The sequence below is a fragment of the Anaerotignum faecicola genome, assembly GCA_024460105.1.
GTDB lineage: Bacteria > Bacillota > Clostridia > Lachnospirales > Anaerotignaceae > JANFXS01.
On record JANFXS010000041.1, the window covers coordinates 1 to 651 of the forward strand.

Annotated in this window: 1 protein-coding gene; it reads left to right on the plus strand. The window is 46.2% G+C overall.

Going from position 1 to position 651, the window contains the following annotated elements:
* Nucleotides 1-88: 88 nt before the first annotated feature.
* The coding region (locus NE664_12615; GenBank protein ID MCQ4727478.1) for a patatin family protein at nt 89-651 on the plus strand (563 nt) is incomplete at its 3' end.

The window sequence follows — 651 nt, forward strand, 5'->3', positions numbered from 1 at the left end:
TCATATAGGAGGGAAGGATCAAGGGATTTTTATAAAGGGATTGACCGGGGGGAGGAAATGCAATAGAATAGGAGGCGAGGTGAATAAGATGACAGAAGGAGCTTTAGTACTGGAAGGAGGTTCCCTGAGAGGTGTATTTTCGGCCGGAGTGCTGGATGTATTTATGGAGCAGGGGATCGAGATGTCCTATGTAAACGGTGTTTCCGCGGGGTCTATGTGCGGAATGAGTTATATCAGCAAACAGATTGGAAGAACGATCCGGGTGGATTTGGACTACGTGAATGATAAGCGGTTTATGAGCTTTCGAAGTATGGTGAAGAACCGTTCGATTTTTAATTTTGATTTTCTGTTTGGAGAATTGAGTGAGACACTGATTCCGTTTGATTTTGAGACGTTTGAGGCGTCGAAGCAGCGGTTTGAGGTGGTTGCAACCCGCTGTAAGACGGGAAAACCGGAATATTTTGAAAAAGGGAAGTGTGAGGATTTCATAGAGGCGGTAAAGGCCTCCAGCAGCCTGCCCATTCTGTCACGGATGATTGATGTAGGCGGGAAGAAATATTTGGATGGCGGCTGTTCCATGCCGATTGCCTATCAGAGAGCCATCGACGAGGGATATGAAAAGATCATTGTCATACTTACCAGGAATCAGGG